Source organism: Leisingera sp. ANG1 (assembly GCF_000203975.2).
Lineage (GTDB): Bacteria > Pseudomonadota > Alphaproteobacteria > Rhodobacterales > Rhodobacteraceae > Leisingera.
Genome location: NZ_AFCF02000003.1, coordinates 225,367 through 239,510 on the forward strand (window position 1 = coordinate 225,367; position 14,144 = coordinate 239,510).

Genomic DNA, 14,144 nt, shown 5'->3' on the forward strand with positions numbered 1-14,144 from the left:
CAAAGCTTCCGCTGCAGAAAAAACGTGCTTCAAACCGGCGGATTGCCGGCGTCACGGCAGACGTGCAAAATATCTTGAACAAATAGCTCTACTGCATATCGCGGGATCTGACCGCGGCGTGTTGCCAAATAGAAGGTCGAATTCCAACGCAGCTGCTTGTTCCTGACCTCTTTGAGTTTGCCTTCTGCTACCCGGCTATCAGCAAAGTGTTTTGGCAGCGGCCCCAGAAAATGACCGGTTTCGATCAGCATTGCCATCGCTTCCATATTGGCGACGACGGCCTTTGGTTCCGGTGTTCCTAGGTCGGGCGATACCAGCATATCGTAAGAGCGCTGGCACAACTGGTACTGAAAGATGGTTTCTAGGCTGGCCTCCTTGTCCTGTTGCTCAAAGAGGGGATGCCCCGGTGCGCAATACAGACGGTGCTCTTCAGCGCATAGCGGCACATAAGTAAGCTCTGGCACCTGATGACGGAACGGCGCGAAGGCCGCATCAAGCTCACCCATAATCAGCTGCTGCGTCAGATCCGTGGGGGAGGCAACCACCATCTTAATTCTGACTTCATTCGGCCGAGATAAGAACCGCTGCAATGCCTTGACCAGATCAAGGTCTGGCAAGCTGTCGATTGCATCCACCATCCCGACTCGCAGGTCCCCGGCAAGAGTATTACGCAGCTCCAGAAGCTCTGCATCGAAATCGCGGGCACTGCGCAGCATATCACGTGCCTTCTGATAAGCGATCGCGCCGCGTTCCGTCAGCCGGAACCCGCCACGGCCGCGTTCGCAAACCCGGTAACCGAGAGAGGTTTCCAGGTCGCGGATACGAACACTGATCGCGGACTGTGTGATCCCAAGGGCATATTGCGCATCGGAGAACCCGCCGCACTCAACTACAGTGACAAAGGTTTCCAGCAAAGTGTTGCGCAGCAGTTTCATAGTCAGTGTGGTCCCTGTGAAGCGCGCTAATTACATAAAAAATTCTCATGTGAAGATATGCAACATAATATTTTGCCACACTGCACACTGTGGTGATGTCTCTCAAGACCCCGTCAAAAACGTAAAGGGTAAGGGCACTCACATGAACAATGACTTAAAACTGGCAGCTTCACCTTTGCTATGCCCGGCCCCCGCCCTTGCTTTTTTGTGGACTGGAATTCGCCATAGTGAAGCTTCCGGACTTAATCACGAACACCCACGAGCAGGAGTTCAATGGCGCTTCACGAACGCGCCGCCGGCTGCGTTTCCTTGGAGGTCTGCCCGATGGGTAAGCTCGTCTCCATGGCGGAGACCATTCAGCAGGCAGCGGACGGACGCCTTTCCGCAAATCGTCCTGCTCCTTCCGGAGCCGGTCTATCATTGAGAAATTCGGAGAATCATATGTCTGGACACGGTTACGAATCCGGCCGCCTGAACCTGCCCTTTGTCGGCATCGCCACCTTCGGCAAGAAACCCTATGTCGAGGATTGGGACAGCATCGACGCCGATGTGGCAATCCTGGGCGCCCCGTTTGATTTCGGCTGCCAGTTCCGCTCAGGCGCGCGGTTCGGCCCACGGGCTGTGCGCGAAGCTTCGACGTTGTTCAGTTTCGGTCATGCCGGCGCCTATGATCACGAAGATGATGCCACGTACCTGGGTGAGGACGTGCGCATCGTCGACCTGGGTGATGCCGACATTATTCACACTAAGACCGAGGAAAGCCACGCCAACATCGAATACGCCGTAAGGAAAATCTTGGATGCAGGCGCACTGCCCGTCACTATCGGTGGCGACCATTCCGTCAACATCCCATGTATCAACGCCTTTGCCGAGGACTGCGCCAGGAACGGCTCTCTCCATTTGGTCCAAATCGACGCCCATCTGGACTTTGTCGACGAGCGCAAGGGCGTCACCGATGGCCACGGCAACCCGATGCGCCGCGCGATCGAAAAGGAATACGTCTCCGGCATGACTCAGCTGGGCATCCGCAATGTGTCATCAACTGCCAAGGAAGGCTATATCGACGCGCGTGAACGCGGCTCGGACATCCTCTCGGTGCGCCAGGTGCGCAAGCTGGGGACGGACGCCGTGCTGGATCGCATCCCCGCAGGTGCACGCTACTACGTGACCATCGACATCGACGCCTTCTGTCCGTCGATCGCACCCGGAACTGGTACCCCCAGTCACGGAGGCTTCCAATACTACGACGTGCTGGAAATCTTGCAGGGACTCAGCAAACGCGGCGAAGTTGTCGGAATCGACCTTGTTGAAGTGGCCCCGGCCTATGACCCCTCCGAAAGCACCCAGATCCTGGCGGCCCAGCTTTTGCTGAACTTCATCGGCTTTATCTTCCACAACAAGGCATAAGCCCCTCCCGAGGCGCCTGCAAATTCAGCCCCGGTGTCAGCCGGGGCGTGTCGGCATCTGTGCATCAGGCCTCTTGCCAACAAGCGAGCGCTCCGTTTACCTGCAACAACAGCACCGTTTCAGGCGTAGTGTTTGTTCCGGGACATTTTGCCGATTCCGGGATTCATGCTGTTTGTGGGATCTACCGTTTTGTAGAACGCCGCCAGGTCCGGTTTGGCCGGGTACAGATGGCCGACGTTGTGCTCAGCCGGGTATTCCACCCCGCGTTTGTCCAGCAGTGCCAGCATCGCGTCCTTCAGCGCTTTCACGTCTGCCCCCTTCTTCACGATGTAATCCTGATGCAGCACGTGGCACATGAAATGCCCGTAATAGAGCCTGCTGACCAGCTGATCCCCGATCTCCGGCGGCAGCTCCTCGAACCAGTCCTGATCGTTGCGGCGCAGGGCGATGTCCAGGGCGATGATGTCCTCCACCTCTGCCCGGTGCACGGCCATATAGCGCACCGCGGCGCCGGCCGCGGCAAAGCGGTGCAGCCCTGCCATCTTGGCCTCGCGCGGGGTGCATTCGAAGTAGCTGAGGTCGCCGTCCCCCGCCATTTTATCCAGCAGCGCGCGGGCCTCGGCGATGCCGCCATCGCGCATTTTGAGGATCAGGTGATGCGGGTGGGACTGGCGGAACGCCCGCATCCGCCGCGGCAGGATGTCCGGCCACAGGCGCAACAGCATCTGCATCACCCGGTCGGTCAGATTGCCCAGGCCGGGAATGCCCGCCAGCCGCGCATCCACCGCGCCCTTCAGGGCAAAGAACACCGGCAGCCGGTCTGTGCCCAACTTGTCGATCATCACCATGGTGTCCTTGCCATAGCGGTCCGACAAGTCAAAGACATCCCTGTGCATGTATTCGGCGCTCACCGGCAGGGTGGCAAACTCCGCCAGGATGCGGCGGCGCAGGGCGGTCAGCGCCGCGGTGGTTTGGCTGCCGACATAGAAAGTCAGCTCCTCAGCATTCTTGGCGTAGGTATCCAGCCGCACCGCAAAGACCGCCAGCTTGCCCGCACAGCCCGCAGCCTCGTAAAGCCGCGACTTGTCGGCATTGAACCGCGCCGGGGTCGGCGCGTCGATGTCTCTAACCCTGCGCGCATAGGAGGTGTCGGAGGCTTTCCGGTTGCCGGTCTCAACATCCTCAGGGCGGTAATCGCCGCGTTGCAGTCGGGTCAGGATCTCCTCCGGGCTGGCGCCCAGATTTATGCCCAGGTGGTTAACCAGCTCCAGCTGGCCGTCCCCGGTAATGCGAGCAAACAGCGACAGCTCGGTATAGGACGGCCCCCGCTCTACCAGCGACCCGCCGGAGTTGTTGCAGACCCCGCCCACAATCGACGCCCCGATGCAGGAGGAGCCGATCACCGAATGCGGCTGGCGGCCCAGCGGCGCCAGCAGCTTTTCCAGCGCAAACAGGGTGCTGCCCGGGAAGCTCACCACCTGTTTGCCGCCCTCCAGCAGCTGCAGCTGGTCCATCCGCCGGGTGTTGATCAGCACCACATCGCGGTCATAGCTGCCTTTGGGGGTGGAGCCTTCGGTCAGCCCGGTGTTGGCCGCCTGCATGATGACGATCTTGTCCGCAGCGACACAGGCCTGCAGCACCTTCCATTGCTCCAGCAGGGTTGCAGGCCGGACAACCGCCAGCGCCTCCCCTTCGCCGGAGCGGAACCCCTTGCGGAACCGCCGTGTGGCGCGGTCGCCGGTCAGCACATGGCGGCGCCCGCAGATGGATTTCAGTTCACGGATCAGCTCTGCAACACTCATGACATCCGCCCTCCCCTGCTCAGTAAGCCACAGATGGCAGCCAGGTTGCCAGCGCCGGCCACAGGTAGACAAACATCAGCCCGGTCAGCTGCAGCAGCACGAAGGGAATGATGCCCTTGTAGATATGGCCTAGGCGGATCTCCGGCGGGCAGACGCCCTTGAGGTAGAACAGCGCAAAGCCAACCGGCGGCGTCAGGAAGGAGGTCTGCAGCGTCACCGCCACCAGGATCACGAACCACACCAGCGCCGGCTCATCAATGGCACCAAAACCGGGGATGTCGAGGCCAAGGCCGTTCACGATCGGGCGCATCAGCGGCAGCACGATCAGGGTGATCTCGATCCAGTCCAGCACAAACCCCAAGAGGAACACGATGAACAGGATCATGAAGACGGTGCCCTCGGGGCCAAAGCCGGTGCCCTGGATCATCTCCTCGATCAGCGCATCACCGCCCAGCTCCCGCAGCACATAGGAAAACACCGTGGCGCCGAGGAAGATCGCAAAGATATAGGCGGTGGTGTTGAAGGTCGCCTTGAGCACATTGACCAGCTTCGCCAGGGTCAGCTTGCGGTAGCCAAGCGCCAGCAGCGTCGCCCCCAGGGCACCGACGCCCGACGCCTCGGTCGGCGTGGTGAGGCCCGCAAAGATAGAGCCTAACACGGCCAGAATCAGCCCCAGCGTCGGCAGCACCGCAATCAGCACGTCCTTGACCGCCGCCCAGTCCGGGCGCTTGGCCCCCGCAGGCACCGGCGCGACGTCGCGTTTGATCAGCGCAATCACGAAGATATAGGTGAGGTAGAGCGCGCCGATGATCACGCCCGGAAACACCGCCGCCATGAACAGGTCCCCCACGCTCAGCGCCATCTGGTCGGCCATGATCACCAGCATGATCGAGGGCGGGATCAGAATGCCCAGCGTGCCGGAGGCCGAGACCACGCCGGCCGCCAGCGCCGGCGAATACTTCTGCTCCATCATCGACGGCAGCGACAAGACGCCCAGCAGCACCACCGAGGCGCCGATAATGCCGGTGGAGGCCGCCAGGATGATGCCGATCATAGTGACGGTGATCGCCAGCCCGCCGCGCACGGTGCCGAACAGCCGCTGCATTGCGGTCATCAGCCGTTCCGCCACGCCGCTTTCATCCAGCATCAGACCCATGAAGATGAACATCGGCAGCGCCACCAGCACCGCGTTCGACATGGTGGCATAGACCCGGTTCACCACCGCACCCAGCGTCAGATAGTCCAGCCCGGTCAGGGTTTCCTCCAGCCCGGTCCAATTCATCATTCCGTTGTCGAACAGATAGGCCAGCCCGCAATAGGCCACGCCCACACCAGCCAGCGTCCAGGCCACCGGAAAGCCGGTGAACAACAGCGCAATGAAGGTGAGGAACATGGCGATGACCAGCTTTTCCTCGGTGGTCTCCACCAGAAAGGTCAGCGCGGTGGCCACAATGGCAAAACCGACAAGCGCCCAGATCACCAGACGCAGGCTTTTGCCAGCGCGCTCCTCTGCCGGGCCTGCCAGCAGCGCGTGTCCGTCATGGATCAGCCGCGCCAGCGCCGCCGCCGCCAGAAGGACAAAGCTCAAGGGGATTACCGCCTTCAGCGCCCAGCGGGCCGGCAGGCCGGTGGGGCTGTCGGAACGTTCGCTCACCCGCCAGCTTTCGTAAAAATAATCATAGCCCTGATCGATCATCAGATAGATGAACGGCACCAGCAGGGTCAGGATGCCGATCACCTCGATGATCCGCCGGGCGCGGCGGCTCAGCTGCATATGCAGAACATCGACCCGCACGTGGCTGTCGGTGACCAGCGCATAGGAAATGCCGATCATCGTCACCAGCCCGTAGAAATGCCACTGGATCTCGTCCAGCTTGGGATAGTTCTGGTTCAGCATGTAGCGCAAGGCGACCTGCGAGACGACGGCCAGCACCAGCAGCAGGTTGGCCCACATCACTAGATTTCCGGTGCCCTTGACCGCGTTGTCGATCCACACCGCCAGCTGCTGCCGGTCCTCGTCGCCATGCTCAAGGATCTCTTCGTAGCGTTCGATCGGGTCGTCCTGCAGGTGCAGATTCTCAGCCATGGTTTCCTCCTCCGGAACGTGGCGTGCGCGGACGTGAATGCGCCCGTGTCAGTCAGGGAAATGACGAAAATCAGGGAAAGCGGGGCGGCGGGAATATGGCCGCCCCGAGGTTGCGCAAGCGGCTTACTTGCGCGGGAGGAATGCGTTTTCCTTCCAGACCGCATAGCCTTCGCGGAAGGTTTGCATGTCCAGCAGCACCCGGCCGAAGAACTGGTCGTTGGTGGCCTCTTCCGCGGCAACCTCATCCCAGGTGGCGCGGAACAGCTCCAGCATCTGCGCGTCCCACTGCTTGATGTGGACGCCGTTGTTTTCGACGTTGTCGATCAGCGCCGCGTGCTGGATCGCCTCGCCTTCGGCAAAGCTGTCGGCCATCGAGGCCTTGCAGGCATTTTCGATGATGGCCTTGTGCTGGGCGCTGGCCTCGTTCCAGACATCCTTGTTGACCAGCAGTTCAAACACGGTGGCCTGCTGGTGCCAGCCGGGGAAGTAGTTGTATTTTACCAGCTTGTGGAAGCCCAAACGGGCGTCGATCGCAGGCATCGAGAACTCGGTTGCGTCGATGGCGCCCTTCTCCAGCGCCGGGAAGATCTCGCCGCCGGGCAGCAGCGATGTCGCCACGCCCAGCTTTTGCATCACCTTGCCGCCGAGGCCAAAGAAACGCATCTTCAGGCCGTTCAGGTCCTCGGCGCTGTTGATCTCCTTGGCGAACCAGCCGGAGGTCTCCGGCGCGATCACCGCGCAGGGCAGCACCTTCACATTGTATCCCGCCTGATCGTACATCTCCTGATACAGGGTCATGCCGTTGCCATAGTAGAGCCAGGCCATGTATTCGCCCGCCTCCGGCCCGAACGGCACGGCAGAGAACAGCGGCGCAGCCGGGATCTTGCCCGCCCAGTAGCCGGCGGTGGTGTAGCCGGAGTTGATCTTGCCCGAGGACACCGCATCCAGGATCTCGAACGGCGGCACCAGTTTGCCGGGCTCATAGACTTTCATCTTCAGGCTGCCGCCGGACATCAGGTCCAGCTGCTCTGCCACCCGCGGGATCGGCGTGCCGAGGCCCGGCAGCGCGGTCGAAAAGGCAATCGGGGTCTTGAGCAGCAGCTTGTCAGCGGCCTGCGCGGCAGGGGCTGCCAGCAGCGATGCGGCCACGGCCAGCGAAGTCAGGGTCTTTTTCATGGGGTCTCCTCCGGGTTCAGTCCGGCCGCTCCTCCGGCCGCAATTCCAACCGCTGATGCGGTATGACTGGTAAATATTGTTGACCAAACAATTCAGTCAACAACTTTATTTACCACTGAGGTGACTGTCCGCGGGAACGTGAAGCGTACAAAACCGCATGTTTTTTCCGCACTTTGAAGGCAGGTTCAGAAAAGATTGTTTTCTTTCATGCTATTGTATCAACCCCGGATATCCGTATTTCTGGGTACATCAGCTTGCAGTTTTTCGGGGCAGTGGTAAAGTTTCAGAATGACCTCTGTTTCGAGGTTTCCCAGCATCTAAGTGGACGCCATGACCGACATCCGCCCGTTTGACCCCGTTGGACACGAATCAATTGCCGATGCCGTGGTCGAGCAGATTGAGGCGATGATCGTCGACGGCATCCTCAAGGAAGGCCGCAAATTGCCCTCCGAGCGGGAGCTGGCAGAGGCCATGGGGGTGTCGCGCCCCAAGCTGCGCGAGGCACTGCAAACGCTGGAAAGCCGCGGCCTGGTCAATGTCCGCCATGGCGAGGGCACCTTCATCGCGCCGCTCACCGGGCGGGCCATGTCCCCCGCGCTCCTGTCGCTCTACACCCGCCACGGCGGCGCCTTTTACGACTACCTCGAATACCGCCGCGAGCAGGAGGCCTTCGCCAGCCGCCTGGCCGCCACCCGTGCCACAGACTCTGACAAGGCACGACTCGCCGAGATCGTCGCCGATATGCAGACCGCCTGGGAGCAGGACGATCAGGACGCCAGCCAGGAGGCCGACTTCCGATTGCACACCGCAGTGGTCGACGCCAGCCAGAACACCACGCTGATCCACATGATGGCCTCGGTCTACGACCTGACCCGGCAGGGGGTGTTCTACAACCGGGAATTCCTGCGCACGATGGATGGCACCGGCGCGGAGCTGCTGAAACAGCACAAAGAGATTGCCCAGGCGATCATCGACGGCAACCCGGACCGCGCCGAGACCGCTGCACGGCGGCATATGGATTTCGTTGAGGAATCCTTCCGTGCCGGCCAGGAGCAGCAAGCCCGCGAGATCCGCGCCGCAAAGCGGCGGCAGCTGACGAGGTAGGTTTCTAGCCTGTGCCGCCAAAGGGCATAGCCGAGCGGCGTCAAGTCAGCTGCAAAGGCGCGGCATACTGACTTCAAAGAAAATTGACGAGCCCTTGAGAGTTGCCATTTTTCACAATAAATCAAAATCTTATGCAAAATCTCTCCAACCATTGGTCACATTTTTTTCAATCGTTTACGAACCACACTTCCAACTTTCTTCATCTCAGTGCGAGCCAACAGGCAGCGGCAGTGACTGGTATGCAATTTGGTGAGCTGAAAGGGCTCGATTTCGCCCCGGACGGGACTGCTGGCTCAGGTTGTGCGAATGGACGCTGAACGTATGGACACGGCCCGACAGTACCAGAGGTGAACTTCGCCATCACCGGTAAACTCAGCCTGACATCAGCTAGCTGACAAGGCCGCTGAAACTGGCCCGGCGCTGCCAGTTGGCGCCGGGTGTCCTGTGCGGTCATTGCGGCCGTGTTCAGCTGGACATCAGCACCGGGATCCGTGCCTCTTGCAGCACGTGCTCGGAGGCATCGCCGAAGATCAGCCGGTGCAGCCTGGAATGGCCGTAGCCGCCCATGATCAAGAGGTCGCATTGCTGGCTGGCCGCCTCCATCAGCAGGCAGAGTCCTGCGGGGTGTTCACCGTCCGGAATGTCCCGTACTTCTGCCGTCACCCCGTGGCGGGACAGCACACGCGCGATCTCGTGCCCTTCGGTGGAGGTATCGGCGTAGGTGTGCGGGTGCTCCTCGATTGTGACGACCTCTGCAAAGGCCGCGTCCTTCAGGAACGGCAGCCCGTCGTGCAGGGCGCGGGCCGCTTCGCGGGAGGGTTTCCAGGCTGCCAGAACCCGGGTGCCGATGGGTTGATCGCCCCAGTCATTCGGCAGCAGCAGCAGCGGGCGGCCGCTGTTGGCAACTAGATCCTTCTGGAACCCTCTTTGGTCGAACCGTTCCCGCTCCGCGTCCGGGAAAAGGGCCACGGTCAGATCGGAGCGGATGGCGGACTCCCGCAGCTCATCCGCGGCATCCGGTGAGCGGGCGGCCTGCGAGCGCCATTCCGAAATGCAGCCGGTTTGATCCGCTGCGGCCTTGAACAGCTTTTCGATCTTGCGGTCTTCTTCTGACACCCGACTGCTGAAATCCCCGATGGTGATTTCGTCTGCGGCGATGGCAATGCCGGAGTAGGGCACAAAAGCCTCCCGCGTGTGCAGCCCGGTCAGATGGGCATCGAACCGCACGGCCAGGCCGCAGGCCGCGGGCAGCAGCCGTCTGGCGGCAAACTCCGATGTCAGGCAGGCCAGAATGGTCTTGTAGCTCATGGCATCTCCTCCCGGTGTGGCGGCCAGGGCGCGGTATGTGCGTGCCCGGGGCCGCCAGTGGCTTATAGCAGGTTCAGCCGCCAGCTCCCTTGACCGCGGTCAAGGGCTGACGCACGGGGCAGGGGGCGTTTACCCCGGTTAATGCACCGGCGGCGGCGCTGGCCGAGGCTGGAAGGGTAGCGACTCACCCGGTTTCGGAGGAAACTGAAGGCGGCCCTTGGCGCATTCAGCCGGCAGGCGGCAAGACAGGAGCAGGCCGGGGGCGGTCCAGAAAGGATAGGCCCATGCTTGTACATGAGATCATGACCGTGCCCGCGCGCTTTGCGGCGCCGCAGGACAGTGTCGGCAGCGCGGTACAGCAGATGCAAAACCTTGGCATAGGGGTGCTGCCGGTGGTCGAGGAGGGCCGGGTTGTGGGCATACTCACGGACCGGGATCTGGTTCTGGCGCTGGCGGGCCAAGACAGCGCGCTGGAGGGGCTGCCGGTTGCGGCTGTCATGACCCCCGGGGTGGTCTGCTGCCAGGCCGAGGACACCGTCGAGGCAGCGGCGGCCCTGATGGGGGACCACCAGATCCGGCGGCTGCCGGTGCTGGATGAGGAGGGGCGGCTGGCAGGGCTGCTGTCGATCACCGACATTGCCGTGCATGCCTCGGAACAGCTGGCGGGCGAAGCGCTGGGGGAAATTGCCGAATACCGCTAGGCGCGGGGGCTTAGCCCAGAACCGGGGTGATCTCGGTCGCCAGCCGGTCAGGGTCGGTGCCTGCAACCTCTGCCAGGACGGAGAGATCATTGATCCGGATGTCCATGTGATCGGCGGTATCAACAAGCCCGTTTCTGACAAAGCGGCGCAGGGTGCGGCAGACATGCACCGCCGTCAGGCCGGTAAAGTCGCCGATGTGCTGCTGGGTCAGCGGCAGGTGGAACGCGCAATTCTCGGACAAGCCCAGCGGTTTCAGCCGCAGGCACAGTTCAATCAAAGCATAGGCGATACGGCTTTGGGCGCTGCCGCGGCCCAGGCGCAGCATGCGTTCGGACAGCCGGGTGCGTTCGGCGGCCTGGACAATTTCATTTGCCCGCGCCAGCCGCGGCGAGGCCGCCAGCATCGCGTGCCAGGCGGGCAGGGGGATGACGCAGACCAGAGCGTCCGTCACCGCCTCGATGCTGAGGCCGGCTGTTTTCCCGTCCGCGGAGGTTGGATCCGCTGCATCCCCCGGCAACAGGAAATCGATCAGCTGCACCTCGCCGTTCATTGAGGATTTCGAGGTCGCCAGCCAGCCGTCGATTACGATGATGATCTTGCCGCTGTCTTCGCCGTCCTGCAGCAGCAGCCGGTTGGCCGGCACGGTCTGGATGTTCTTGCGGAAGCTGTGCAGCGCGGGGTCGCTGCCGTCAAAATCCATGGCACCGATGCGCAGGCAGGTGACATCGGCGTTCCGGGGCGGGATCGGGCCTTCCTTGGTCACAGAAACGTTTCCTGTCGCAAATGCAGTACGGGTTCCGGTCCGGAGGCCGCTGCGCGCAGGCGGTGGGCTGCGGCGTGCTGGGGCGGGCCCGGTGTCACAGTGCAACAGCGACGTTACGCCCGCAAAGCGATTCTGTCGACGGGACGGGGCGGTCCTGGGGGCGAGGGCGCGGCGTCTGCGCCCCCGCGGGTCTCAGATGTGCAGCGCGTGCCCCAGCGCGCGCAGGCAGGCCTCCTGCAGGCCTTCCGACTGGGTCGGGTGGGCGTGGATGGTTGCGGCGATGTCTTCCAGGCAGGCGCCCATTTCGATGGCCAGCGAAAAGGCGGCCGACAGCTCTGAGACACCGGCGCCAACCGCCTGCAGCCCCAGCACCGCGCGGTCGGCGTCGCGCCAGACAACGCGGATGAAGCCATCCTCGCGCTCTGTCGTCATCGCCCGGCCATTGGCGGCAAAGGGGAACTCGGTGCTGCTGCTGCCCTCCACTTCGCCCGGCAGGGCGCCGCAGGTGACAATCTCGGGGTCGGTGAAGCAGACGGCGGGAATGGCGCGCTTGTCCCATTCCACGGCGTGGCCCGCGGCATGTTCGGCCACCATTTCACCCTGGGCCATGGCGCGGTGCGCCAGCATCGGCTCGCCGGTGACGTCGCCGATGGCGTAGATGCCGCGCATCGAGGTCTGGCAGGTCTTGTCGATGCGGATGAAGGGGCCGTTCAGGGTCAGCGCCAGCTCATCGATGCCGATGCCCTCGGTGCGGGGGCGGCGGCCGATGGTCACAAGGACCTTGCCGGCCTCGATCCCGCCCTGGCTGGAGGCCAGAACGCCGCCGACATAGCCTTCGGCGCGGGCGCCGGTCATCACCTTGACGCCCAGGGCCTCCAGCCGTTTGGCGACGGGCCGGGTCAGGGCCGCATCGTAAAGCGGCAGAATGCGGTCCTCGGCCTCGACCACGGTGACCTTGGTGCCGAGCTTGGCAAAGGCTGTGCCCAGCTCCAGCCCGATATAGCCCGCGCCAACGACGGCGAGGGTTTCCGGCACCGCCTGCAGCGACAGCGCCCCGGTCGAGGACAGGATATCGCCGCCGAAGGGCAGGGCGGGCAGTTCCACCGGCGCAGAGCCGGAGGCGATCACGATGCGCTCGGCGCGGATCTGGGTGGTTTCGTCACCGTTTTTCACCGCGACGGTCTTGCCGTCGAGGAAACGCGCGCGGCCTTCGACCACGCGCACGCCCGCCTTGCGCATCAGGCCGCTGACGCCGCCGGTCAGCCGCTTCACGATGCCGTCCTTCCAGACCATTGTCCGGCTCAGGTCGATCTCCGGCGTGCCTGCGGAAATGCCAAGCGGCCCATCGGCCGCGTGCGCCATCTTGTGGAACTCATCCGCGGCGTGGATCAGCGCCTTGGAGGGGATGCAACCCACGTTGAGGCAGGTGCCGCCGGGGTTGGCCTCGTCCACCACAATGGTGTCGACGCCCAGCTGGCCCGCGCGGATTGCGCAGACATAGCCGCCGGGGCCTGCGCCGATGATCATCAATTTGCATTTAAGGTCAGTCATTTAGCCCTCGACAAACAGCATGGCCGGAGTTTCCAGCAGGGATTTCAGTTTCTGCACGAACACCGCCGCGTCCCAGCCGTCGACCACCCGGTGATCGAAGGAGCAGGAGATGTTCATCATCTTGCGGGGGCGGAATTGCTGGCCGTCCCAGACCGGGCGGATCTGCATCTTGTTGACGCCGACAATTGCCACCTCCGGGTGGTTGATGATCGGAGTGGTGGCAATTGCGCCGAGCGGCCCCAGCGAAGTGATGGTGATGGTGCCGCCGGTCAGCTCCTCGCGCTTGATCGAGCCGTCGCGGGCGGCCTCGGCCAGCCGGGCAAGCTCGCCTGCGTTGTCCCACAGGCTGTTTGCCTCGGCATGGTGCAGCACCGGCACGTTGAGGCCCTGAGGCGTCTGGGTGGCGATACCGATGTGGACGCCGCCGTGGCGGTAGATCACGCCGTCCTCATCATCAAAACGCGCGTTGAGGCCGGGCTGTTCACGCACCGCCTCGACGATGGCGCGCATCAGGAAGGGCAGGAGGGTCAGCTTGGGGCGGCTGCCCTCGTGCTTCTTGTTGAGCGCCGCGCGCAGATCCTCCAGCGCGCCCATCTCCACCTCTTCGACGATGGTGATATGCGGGATGTTGCGTTTGGACAGTGCCATCTTCTCGGCGATCTTGCGGCGCATGCCGATGACGCGCTGCTCCTCGACGCCGGTGTTGCGGCCGCGGGTGACGCTGCCCTGGCGGATGCCGCCGGATTCGATCCAGCTGTCCAGATCCTCTTGGCTGATCCGCCCGCCTGGGCCGGTGCCGGGCACATGGCGCAGGTCGACGCCTTCGGAGCGCGCCCGCGCCCGCACGGACGGTGCGGCCAGCGGCTTGGCACCCTCGGGCCGGGGCAAGCGGTGGCCGGGTTTCTTGGCGGCAGCCGGGGCAGGGGCCTTTGCAGGCGCCGGCTGCGGTGCTTCCTCAGCCGCCGGCTGCGCCGCTTCCTCCGGGTCCGGCGTAGGCTGCGGCGCCGGGGCGGCGGGTTTGGCTGTGTCAGAGACAGAGGCAGAGCCGGGCGTCTCGTTGCCCTCTCCCTCGACCTCGATCCGGATCAGCACGGAGCCGATCGCCATCATCTGGCCGATCTCGCCGCCCAGTTCCAGTACCTTGCCGGAAACCGCTGAGGGCACCTCGACCGCGGCCTTGTCCGTCATCACCGCCGCCAGGATATCGTCCTCGCGCACGATATCGCCGGGCTTGACGTGCCATTCTGTCAGTTCCGCCTCGGCAATGCCTTCCCCGACATCGGGAAGGCGCATCGCAAACACACCCATCCG

The 14,144-nt window shown here is 63.1% G+C and carries 11 protein-coding genes; 3 read left to right on the forward strand and 8 right to left on the reverse strand.

Going from position 1 to position 14,144, the window contains the following annotated elements; translation table 11 throughout:
• Window positions 1-29: 29 nt before the first annotated feature.
• Window positions 30-935 (reverse strand): LysR family transcriptional regulator, encoded by a 906-nt coding sequence (locus GC1_RS07195; RefSeq protein ID WP_019296387.1) that lies wholly within the window; start codon window positions 933-935, stop codon window positions 30-32.
• A 441-nt stretch (window positions 936-1,376) separates the two neighbouring features.
• Between GC1_RS07195 and speB the strand changes: the two genes are divergently transcribed.
• Entirely contained in the window at window positions 1,377-2,342 is a 966-nt protein-coding gene (gene speB, locus GC1_RS07200) for an agmatinase (protein WP_019296388.1), read from the forward strand.
• 119 nt (window positions 2,343-2,461) lie between these two features.
• Here speB and dld read toward each other — a convergent pair whose 3' ends face one another.
• From dld to GC1_RS07215, 3 genes are all read right to left on the reverse strand, one after another.
• Window positions 2,462-4,144: a D-lactate dehydrogenase gene (dld, locus tag GC1_RS07205; RefSeq protein ID WP_019296389.1), complete on the reverse strand. Its 1,683-nt coding sequence runs from the start codon at window positions 4,142-4,144 to the stop codon at window positions 2,462-2,464.
• 19 nt (window positions 4,145-4,163) lie between these two features.
• Complete coding sequence (locus GC1_RS07210) at window positions 4,164-6,230, reverse strand: TRAP transporter large permease subunit (protein WP_019296390.1); 2,067 nt, start codon at window positions 6,228-6,230, stop codon at window positions 4,164-4,166.
• 123 nt (window positions 6,231-6,353) lie between these two features.
• Window positions 6,354-7,406 carry a TRAP transporter substrate-binding protein gene (locus tag GC1_RS07215; protein ID WP_019296391.1) on the reverse strand — a complete coding sequence of 351 codons (1,053 nt, stop codon included), beginning with the start codon at window positions 7,404-7,406 and terminating at the stop codon, window positions 6,354-6,356.
• Between the two features lie 330 nt (window positions 7,407-7,736).
• Here GC1_RS07215 and GC1_RS07220 point away from each other — a divergent pair, with 330 nt between their 5' ends.
• A complete protein-coding gene (locus tag GC1_RS07220) occupies window positions 7,737-8,510 on the forward strand; it encodes a FadR/GntR family transcriptional regulator (RefSeq protein WP_029204832.1) in 774 nt (257 codons plus the stop codon).
• 465 nt (window positions 8,511-8,975) lie between these two features.
• Here the strand turns inward: GC1_RS07220 and GC1_RS07225 are convergent, their stop codons facing one another.
• Window positions 8,976-9,818: a universal stress protein gene (locus GC1_RS07225; protein WP_019296393.1), complete on the reverse strand. Its 843-nt coding sequence runs from the start codon at window positions 9,816-9,818 to the stop codon at window positions 8,976-8,978.
• Between the two features lie 284 nt (window positions 9,819-10,102).
• On the opposite strand from GC1_RS07225, the gene GC1_RS07230 reads away from it, so the two are divergent.
• Window positions 10,103-10,519, forward strand: a complete 417-nt coding sequence (locus tag GC1_RS07230) for a CBS domain-containing protein (protein WP_019296394.1) — start codon at window positions 10,103-10,105, stop codon at window positions 10,517-10,519.
• Window positions 10,520-10,529: 10 nt separating this feature from the next.
• Here the strand turns inward: GC1_RS07230 and GC1_RS07235 are convergent, their stop codons facing one another.
• The 3 genes from GC1_RS07235 to GC1_RS07245 form a co-directional block, all read right to left on the reverse strand.
• Complete coding sequence (locus GC1_RS07235; protein WP_019296395.1) at window positions 10,530-11,282, reverse strand: Crp/Fnr family transcriptional regulator; 753 nt, start codon at window positions 11,280-11,282, stop codon at window positions 10,530-10,532.
• A gap of 192 nt (window positions 11,283-11,474) precedes the next feature.
• Complete coding sequence (lpdA, locus tag GC1_RS07240) at window positions 11,475-12,833, reverse strand: dihydrolipoyl dehydrogenase (RefSeq protein WP_019296396.1); 1,359 nt, start codon at window positions 12,831-12,833, stop codon at window positions 11,475-11,477.
• Window positions 12,834-14,141 carry a dihydrolipoamide acetyltransferase family protein gene (locus tag GC1_RS07245; RefSeq protein WP_019296397.1) on the reverse strand — a complete coding sequence of 436 codons (1,308 nt, stop codon included), beginning with the start codon at window positions 14,139-14,141 and terminating at the stop codon, window positions 12,834-12,836.
• Window positions 14,142-14,144 lie beyond the last annotated feature (3 nt).

Excerpts from the sequence above, each read along its gene's own strand:
- GC1_RS07195 (WP_019296387.1), bottom strand. The coding sequence starts at position 935 with ATGAAACTGCTGCGCAACACTTTGCTGGAAACCTTTGTCACTGTAGTT.
- speB (WP_019296388.1), top strand. The coding sequence starts at position 1,377 with ATGTCTGGACACGGTTACGAATCCGGCCGCCTGAACCTGCCCTTTGTC.
- dld (WP_019296389.1), bottom strand. The coding sequence starts at position 4,144 with ATGAGTGTTGCAGAGCTGATCCGTGAACTGAAATCCATCTGCGGGCGC.
- GC1_RS07210 (WP_019296390.1), bottom strand. The coding sequence starts at position 6,230 with ATGGCTGAGAATCTGCACCTGCAGGACGACCCGATCGAACGCTACGAA.
- GC1_RS07215 (WP_019296391.1), bottom strand. The coding sequence starts at position 7,406 with ATGAAAAAGACCCTGACTTCGCTGGCCGTGGCCGCATCGCTGCTGGCA.
- GC1_RS07220 (WP_029204832.1), top strand. The coding sequence starts at position 7,737 with ATGACCGACATCCGCCCGTTTGACCCCGTTGGACACGAATCAATTGCC.
- GC1_RS07225 (WP_019296393.1), bottom strand. The coding sequence starts at position 9,818 with ATGAGCTACAAGACCATTCTGGCCTGCCTGACATCGGAGTTTGCCGCC.
- GC1_RS07230 (WP_019296394.1), top strand. The coding sequence starts at position 10,103 with ATGCTTGTACATGAGATCATGACCGTGCCCGCGCGCTTTGCGGCGCCG.
- lpdA (WP_019296396.1), bottom strand. The coding sequence starts at position 12,833 with ATGACTGACCTTAAATGCAAATTGATGATCATCGGCGCAGGCCCCGGC.
- GC1_RS07245 (WP_019296397.1), bottom strand. The coding sequence starts at position 14,141 with ATGGGTGTGTTTGCGATGCGCCTTCCCGATGTCGGGGAAGGCATTGCC.